This is a genomic window from Mycobacterium sp., assembly GCF_049585075.1.
GTDB lineage: Bacteria > Actinomycetota > Actinomycetes > Mycobacteriales > Mycobacteriaceae > Mycobacterium.
The window spans coordinates 1-7,176 of sequence record NZ_JBAUZA010000348.1; the positions used below are offsets into that span (position 1 = coordinate 1).

Below are 7,176 nucleotides of genomic sequence, written 5' to 3' on the forward strand. Positions count from 1 at the left end.
CCTGCGCAACGTAAGTCACGACGCCGGCCTTGTTGGTCAATGTGACGCCGGGATTGGCTCGGACGTTTTTGACCCACTGCGACTCGCCGCGGGTGGACACCAGATACCGGGTGCCGTCGACCTCGACGGTGACGACGGGAATGTGCTGCTGCTCCGCACTGCCCCGCTTGGTCACGGTCAGGGTTTCGCTGTTGCTGATACCGGTGGCCATCGCGATCCGGTTGAAGACCTTGACGGTGAACCACGGGGGCTTGAGGTAGGCCATGGGATAAGAGTTTGATGGCGGCATGCAACTACCGCAACGGCTTGCCCGTTTCAACCGACACGTCACCAACCCGATTCAGCGGATGTGGGCCGGATGGGCCCCCTCGTTCGGCATTCTCGAGCATGCCGGCCGGCGCTCCGGCAAGCAGTACCGCACGCCGTTGAGCGTGTTCAACGCCGACATCGACGGAAAGCCCGGCGTCGCGATCATGCTGACCTACGGCCCGGACCGGGACTGGTTGAAGAACCTCAAGGCCGCCGGCGGGGGCCGGATGCGGCGGCACGGCAAGACCTTCGGCGTCACTAACCCTCAGACCGTGACCAAGGAAGAGGCGGCGTCGCATGTCAGCGGTGCGGCGCGGCGGGTCTTCCCCAGGCTGCCATTCGAGCAGGCGGTTCTGCTGACCAAGACGGGCTAAGCGGCGACGACGGATCGCCGCCACCGCTTGGTCAGAAAATACAGCACGACCACCACGGCCCAGGACGCAAGGCTGAGCCAAAATTGGTCGCGCACACTGCTGTTGAACGCCATTTGCACCAGCACGCCGACAATCGCGGCCAGCGTCACGAGCGAGAGCACCGGGAAGAACCACATCTTGACCCGCAACTGCTCCGGCGGCGTCTTGAAGCGCAAGACGATCTGCGATAGCGCGATCAACAGGTAAACGAACAGCACGATGGCGCCCGACGAGTTCAGCAGGAAGGCGAACACCGAGCCCGGAGCAACCGCCGCCATGATGACGCACAGAAAACCCACCACCGACGAACAGATGATCGCCGTGTACGGCACGCCGCGTCGGCTGACCTTCAGCAACTGGGCCGGCGCCTCGTGTCGGACGGCCAGCACGAACAGCATGCGAGATCCGGTGTAGAGGCCGGAGTTCAAACACGACAGCACCGCGGTGAGCACAATCGCGTTCATAATATGATCGGCGCCGCGGATTCCCATGTGCTTCAACGCCGCAACGAATGGCGAAGCGCCGATATCCAACGAGCTCCACGGCAATATCACGACGAGCAGAACAACCGAGCCCACGAAGAAGATCGCGATGCGGGCGGCCACCGCGTTGGTTGCCCGCTGGATTGCCCGTTCCGGATTGGGAGTTTCGCCGGCGGCAATGGTGGCAACCTCGGCTCCGACCATCGAGAAGATCACCACGACGATCGCGGAGAAAACGCCACCGATGCCATGCGGGAAGAACCCGTGGTGAGCGGTGAGATTGGAGAAATCCAGCTGCCGACCGGGCCACAAGCCCAGCACGAAAAACGAACCGAGACCAAGGAAGACGATGATCGTCGCGACTTTGATTCCGGCGAACCAGAATTCGAATTCCCCGAAGGACGAGACGGATAACAAGTTCGTCGTGGTCATCGTTAGCATTAGGATCAACGCGACCAGCCACAACGGCGCATTGACCCAGTAGTTGAAGACTTTCGCCCCGGCGACCGCTTCGAAACCGACGACGATCACCCAGTAGTACCAATACAGCCAGCCCACCGAGAAACCCGCCCAGCCGCCCAGCGCTTTGCGCGCGTAGTCAGCGAACGATCCCGTCGACGGGTTCGCGGTGGCCATCTCCCCCAGCATGCGCATCACCAGGATGATCAGGACGCCGCACAGCGCATAGGTGACAAACGCGGCAGGGCCCGCAGTCCGAATCACCACGCCTGACCCGACAAAAAATCCCGCGCCGATGACACCGCCGATGGCGATCATGGTCAGCTGTCGCTGCGACAGCCCTTGGCGTAGTTGCGGTGTGGCCCTCATACTGCCCCCCAACAAGCCGCAACCATTAGTGTCCAGCTCAGAGTAACGACGAAAGCACCCAGGCGCAGAGATGACGCAGCTGAGGAGCTTGACTTTGCCCTAAGGGCAAGCCCTAGCGTTGGCGCCACCACCGGCCAAATCCCGAGGCTGGGCATTCTGGATCTGCTCCCCGATGGGAGCACCAACGGAGTTGGGAAGCTGGTATGTCCTCTGCAAGTGGGCAATTGATCGCGGCGCCAGGTTGTGTCGACGTTGATAAAGAGACGGTCATCGCCGGGCGGGTCGTCGACGACTCCGGGCAGCCGATTGGCGGCGCGTTTGTGCGACTGCTCGACGCGTCCCACAAGTTCGCCGCGGAGGTGGCTGCGTCAGCCACCGGTGAGTTCCGAATCTTCGCTGCGCCGGGATCATGGACGGTGCAGGCGTGGTCCGAGCTCATCGGAAGCGGCGGCGCCGTGATCACCCCCGCGGGCCCCGGTGTCCACGAGGTGGATATCAAGGTCACCACCTGGACCGCTGGCTGCTAAGCCCGAAACACGCAGCAGTGCAGTGGAGATCGCCCGGGTTGGCCGGACTTCATGCCTCCGATTGTTGGCGTCAGGTCGACGCGGTCGAGGACAGATTTTGACGAAGTAGCGCCAGCCGCCGCTTGTATTCGTCGTCGTCGATCTCCCCGCGCGCGTATCGCTCAGCGAGCACCTGCTCCGCGCCGCTCGCCCCCGGACTGCGGGTTGTGGTGGGCCGCTGTGACAACGACAGCAGATACCGCGCGAGGAGCACCACTACCGTAATCACCAGCGCCCAAAACACAACCGTTATGCCGGTCGTGAGGAGCCAACTACCCCACCCCCAGTGACCGCCGTCCATCATCATCATCGAAATCTCCTCTCTAGATCCACTGTGCGCCAATGCTTTCGGTTGCTGGGGCATTGCGATAGCCGCACCTATCAGCGGCGCGGCGACCATGGCGGCAATGACGCCAGCGAGGGCTGCGCGAGTCTTAGCTCTTGCGGATTCGCGGGGCGGCGTCGCCAGCCGTTCGGCTCGCGCCAGGACGGCAACATCGGCCGCCGCCAGCGCTTCATTCGGGGCCGCCGCAACTAGCGTGATCAGCCCGGATAGCAAGGCTCGACGGCTGTGTCGTCGCGCCGCCGTCTCGTCGGCGCACATTTCTAACAGAGCTGAAACTTGTTGTGCCCCAACCACCATTAGGCCTAGACGAGGAAACACCGCTGCCAGACTGCGAAGCGAGGCGACGATAAGCGCGTGGTGCCCCGCGAGGTGAGCGCGTTCGTGGGCGAGCACAGCAGCCAGCTGACAGTCATCGAGGGCGGCACGGGCCGCACTGGTGACGACGATTGCCGGCGGCCGTCCCGCGACGCAGTAAGCGGCCGGCTTGGCGGCCTCGACCATCACCACATCCGCCTCGCCGGTGCGATAGCCGACGAGCCGCACGGCCTGGGCATGATCATGAGCGCGCGCACGCAGCCGCAGTGCCGCGCGGACCAATCGGACACTGGTGATCGCCGCGACCAACGTCACCGCCGAGGCGATCACGACCAGCATGATCTGCTGTGCAGGCCCGGCCCCGCCGCTGACCATGCTCTGCAAACGGGCCAGACACGACGCAACCGCGATGCGGGCATGGGCTTTACGATCGACTACTTCGACGATGAGCATCACCGCCGCCGCCAGCCAAGAACTCAACACCGTGCCGATCGCGGTCATCCAGGCCGCCGCACCGAGGCGGGGAGCAGCTCCGCTGGACGTGAGCGCGCGCAGCAGCCGCGGTGATGCGACGAGCACCGCCAAGCTATAAAGCAGCAGCCACACCGCTATGGTCATCGCGGCTTCGTTCGTTTGGCCAGCCGGCGCAACGCGTCGTGGAGGCGCGCGGATTCCTCGACGCCGATCTGCTCGACGAAATGATGCAGCACTAATTCTGGACGACCGCCACCGTCGAGAGCCTCGCGCATCAACCGTGCGCTGTGCTCCTCACGCGACAGGGTCGGCCAATACCGGTACGCCTTGCCGTCACGTTCCCGCGCGAGCCAGCCCTTGGTGTGCAAATTGTCCATGGTGGACATCACAGTGGTATAGGCGATGTCGCGTTCAGCCGAAAGTTCGTTGAACACTTCACGCACCGTTGTCGGCGGCTCGGGGTCACGGCTCCAGATACGGTCCATGATGACCGCCTCGAGTTCGCCGAAGCCTCGAATCCGCATCCTTGATCTCCTGGCAGTCACTGAGACGTTGGCTCGGCCGCGGCCCGCCCCGGATCATCTACGTACCAAGATAGTAGAGCACGATGGCAAGCCCTCGGGTCAACAGCAGGTGGATAACCGATGCCTTTAGCCGATCCGCCACCCCCGCTGACGCAAGGTTCCGGTTGCTTGTCGTCGCGGTCCGCGTCTACCATCTACGTAGATAGATAGTAGATGGGCCGAGAGGAATCGACGATGGGATTTTTCAGCGAACTTGGTAGCAATCTCCGCCAGCGCGGGCGGATGGTCGCTGCCGTATTCGCCTTCGCGTGTATCGCGGTGGCGATCTTCCTCGCGGGAACATGGGCCGGGTCCTCGGGGATGTTCACCCTCCACCCGGTGACAGTTTCTGCCCCGCGCCCTGAAAACCCGCCCCCACCGGCTGCGCCTAAACCCGACGGCATGTGCTGCGACATGAAAATGCCTGCCGACAAAATGATGCCCGACATGAAGATGCCTACCGGCATGCCCATGCCAAGCGGTATGCCCATGCCCGGCGGCACACCCATGCCCAGCGGCACACCCATGCCCAGCGGGATGATGCCCAACATGCCTAGTGGCACGCCGACGCCCAGCGTTATGCCGATGCCCAGCGGAACGGGCTAGCGAGAAGCCAAATCGCGCCAAACAGTGGATATCTGTCTGACACGGGAGATCACAAGTGCTGAATACGGTCAACGGACTGCCGGCGCATCCTCTGCTCGCGCACGTCGTTGCAATCTTCATCCCGTTGACCGCCCTGCTGACCATCGCCATTGTCGTTTGGTGGGCGCTGCACACTTCGCTTTTCGCCGATGAAGTGGCGCTGTCGCCGGTGGCCCGGCGCGGCGCTGTCGTGGTCGCCGGAGCGGCCACACTGCCGTTCGCGGTTGTAGACATGTCCGTCGTACAGATTGCTCACACTGGCGCCCACGCTTCTGGGGCGGCATCACCTGCTGCCGATGACGGGATTTTGCGGCCGCGGATCGGCGTGCTGACCTGCGGGACTTAGCATCTGAAGAAAGGATCCGGCGATGACGATGTGTGGCACCGCACCAACGTGGTATGGCGGCGGGGTTCTCATGGCGGTGGCGATCGTAATTTTCTGGGCACTGGTGATTGCCGGCGCGGTGCTGGTGTTTCGGTACCTCGCTTCATCGACACGCGGTAGCGACGTCAACCCGACACCGGCACTGCAAGTCGGCGCCGAGGAAGCGCTCGCGCAGCGCTACGCGCGCGGAGAGATCGACGACGATGAATACCAGCGGCGTTCCGCGTTGCTGCACCAAAACAGCTGAGCGCCATGCCTTCTCAGTGGCGAATGACCAGGCGTGCCGCACTTACGGCACTCGGCGCAGGCGCAGTCGCAGGTCTCGGGTACGCGATGCGCGGGGCCTTCGGACCGACCGCACCGGTCATTCGACTCATCGACGACGGCAACGGCGGCGGCATGATGGGGGGAATGATGGGCGTCTCCCCGACAGATATGTCCCGCTACATGGAGATGTTCAACCGCCACAACGAGATAACCCGCGCGGTCGAGGAGATCCCGGGCGGCATTCGCACCACCACCCAATCCGATTCGCCCGACCTTGCCGCGCAGCTCAAGGCGCACGTGTCCAGCATGTATTCCCATCTAGATCAGGGCCCGGAAGTCGTGTGCATGAGCGGCAGCCTGCCGACGCTCTTCCAGCACTCCAACGGGTACCGCCGTCAGCTCACGCTCACGCCCACCGGCGTAATCGCTGAGGAAACCGCGGATGATCCCGAGTTGGTGCAAGCCATCCGTGGGCACGCCGGGGAAGTGAGCGGGTTTGTACGCGACGGCATGCCGCCAATGATGCGGGGAATGATGGATCCCGGCATGATGAGCCCGGGCGGCATGATGGGGCCCGGCGGCATGATGCGACCGCCCTAATCTTCCACCCCACATGACGGACCGAGCCTCTGCGCAATTGAGCATTCCCGCACCGACACCTTCTACGTGGATGACATCGCGCGGATTCTGCACGGCCAGAACCCACCTGCAACCTTTCGAGATCGAATCCCCGTGTTACGGCTACTGTCCGCAACATCTTGACCTTGCCCTTAGGGCAACCCCTACCGTTGGGCAGAGCTACTGCGGGTCCAATTCGAGAGGAACGAGATGCGCGCGACAACGAAACGAACAGCGGCATTCTCCGCGGCAATCGCGGTGGTCGCGCTGACGGGCGCCGGATGTACCCAGGCCACCAACGAGAAGGCCGGCCAAACTACGGGCTCTCCGACCTCGTCGGTGACGTCGGCAATTGCTGCTGGGCCAACCACAACCGCTTCGAGTTCAACTCAAATCGCGGGTGCGAATGGTGTGGAGTACACCGTCGAGGGGCCCATTCTCGCGAAGTACGAGTCACTTGACGCCGCCACACGGAAGTCACTGGGGCAACCGACGGGCAACGAGGACAAGCATCCCGACGGCGGCTTCCAGGAGTTTGACGGCGGCGCCATCTGCGTTCATGGGGCGGGGTCCTTTGTCATATTGGGCAAGATCCGTGACAAATGGAATGAGCTGGGTGGAATGGAGGGCAAGCTCGGTTTTCCGACCAGCGATGAGACAGACACCGGCGACGGTGGCAAGAAATCCACGTTCGAGCACGGCACGATCACCTGGAAACCGGGCGACACCCAGGCCAACGTCGTCTACAGCTAACTACTTGAAATAGGAGGCGAGGGGAAATCGGCCTGCCACGCCGGAAACCTCTGGTGAGCAAAATGAGTGAAACATCCGAATCCGGAATCGAATCGGAACCGCAAGGAACAGCGCCGAATAGGCTGCGCCGCGTCCTGACATGGGTTGGGATTGTCGCTGGTGCGGTCTTTATCGCCGCAGCCATCTTCGTTGCGGGTGCGGCGACGAGCTGG

At 63.1% G+C, this 7,176-nt stretch carries 11 protein-coding genes and 1 pseudogene; 6 read left to right on the forward strand and 6 right to left on the reverse strand.

The window, feature by feature from the left end:
* Positions 1-265 (reverse strand): nitroreductase/quinone reductase family protein (locus tag WB785_RS16335; protein WP_424080360.1); only part of this gene is annotated, 265 nt, incomplete at its 3' end.
* 22 nt (positions 266-287) lie between these two features.
* Between WB785_RS16335 and WB785_RS16340 the strand changes: the two genes are divergently transcribed.
* Positions 288-683: a nitroreductase family deazaflavin-dependent oxidoreductase gene (locus WB785_RS16340; RefSeq protein ID WP_424080361.1), complete on the forward strand. Its 396-nt coding sequence runs from the start codon at positions 288-290 to the stop codon at positions 681-683.
* Here the strand turns inward: WB785_RS16340 and WB785_RS16345 are convergent.
* Positions 680-2,032, reverse strand: a complete 1,353-nt coding sequence (locus WB785_RS16345) for an amino acid permease (RefSeq protein WP_424080362.1) — start codon at positions 2,030-2,032, stop codon at positions 680-682. The genes WB785_RS16340 and WB785_RS16345 overlap by 4 nt on opposite strands.
* Before the next feature lie 203 nt (positions 2,033-2,235).
* Here WB785_RS16345 and WB785_RS16350 point away from each other — a divergent pair, with 203 nt between their 5' ends.
* The gene (locus WB785_RS16350; protein WP_424080363.1) at positions 2,236-2,559 is read left to right on the forward strand and encodes a DUF1416 domain-containing protein; all 324 of its coding nucleotides are present in this window, start codon (positions 2,236-2,238) and stop codon (positions 2,557-2,559) included.
* Positions 2,560-2,629: 70 nt separating this feature from the next.
* Here the strand turns inward: WB785_RS16350 and WB785_RS16355 are convergent, their stop codons facing one another.
* The 4 genes and pseudogenes from WB785_RS16355 to WB785_RS16370 all read right to left on the reverse strand — a co-directional run bounded on the left by WB785_RS16355 (position 2,630) and on the right by WB785_RS16370 (position 4,847).
* On the reverse strand, positions 2,630-2,962 hold the full coding sequence (locus WB785_RS16355; RefSeq protein ID WP_424080370.1) for an SHOCT domain-containing protein: 333 nt from the start codon (positions 2,960-2,962) through the stop codon (positions 2,630-2,632).
* A pseudogene (locus tag WB785_RS16360) lies at positions 2,963-3,877 on the reverse strand (M56 family metallopeptidase); the annotation flags it as partial.
* Complete coding sequence (locus WB785_RS16365) at positions 3,874-4,257, reverse strand: BlaI/MecI/CopY family transcriptional regulator (protein ID WP_424080364.1); 384 nt, start codon at positions 4,255-4,257, stop codon at positions 3,874-3,876. The pseudogene WB785_RS16360 and the gene WB785_RS16365, both read right to left, overlap by 4 nt.
* A gap of 194 nt (positions 4,258-4,451) precedes the next feature.
* Complete coding sequence (locus WB785_RS16370; protein WP_424080365.1) at positions 4,452-4,847, reverse strand: hypothetical protein; 396 nt, start codon at positions 4,845-4,847, stop codon at positions 4,452-4,454.
* A gap of 110 nt (positions 4,848-4,957) precedes the next feature.
* On the opposite strand from WB785_RS16370, the gene WB785_RS16375 reads away from it, so the two are divergent.
* From WB785_RS16375 to WB785_RS16390, 4 genes are all read left to right on the forward strand, one after another.
* Positions 4,958-5,287: a hypothetical protein gene (locus tag WB785_RS16375; RefSeq protein WP_424080366.1), complete on the forward strand. Its 330-nt coding sequence runs from the start codon at positions 4,958-4,960 to the stop codon at positions 5,285-5,287.
* Between the two features lie 22 nt (positions 5,288-5,309).
* The gene (locus tag WB785_RS16380; RefSeq protein ID WP_424080367.1) at positions 5,310-5,573 is read left to right on the forward strand and encodes an SHOCT domain-containing protein; all 264 of its coding nucleotides are present in this window, start codon (positions 5,310-5,312) and stop codon (positions 5,571-5,573) included.
* Positions 5,574-5,596: 23 nt separating this feature from the next.
* Positions 5,597-6,193, forward strand: coding sequence for a hypothetical protein (locus WB785_RS16385; RefSeq protein ID WP_424080368.1), 597 nt, complete (start codon positions 5,597-5,599; stop codon positions 6,191-6,193).
* A 228-nt stretch (positions 6,194-6,421) separates the two neighbouring features.
* Complete coding sequence (locus WB785_RS16390) at positions 6,422-6,964, forward strand: LGFP repeat-containing protein (RefSeq protein ID WP_424080369.1); 543 nt, start codon at positions 6,422-6,424, stop codon at positions 6,962-6,964.
* Positions 6,965-7,176: the final 212 nt, after the last annotated feature.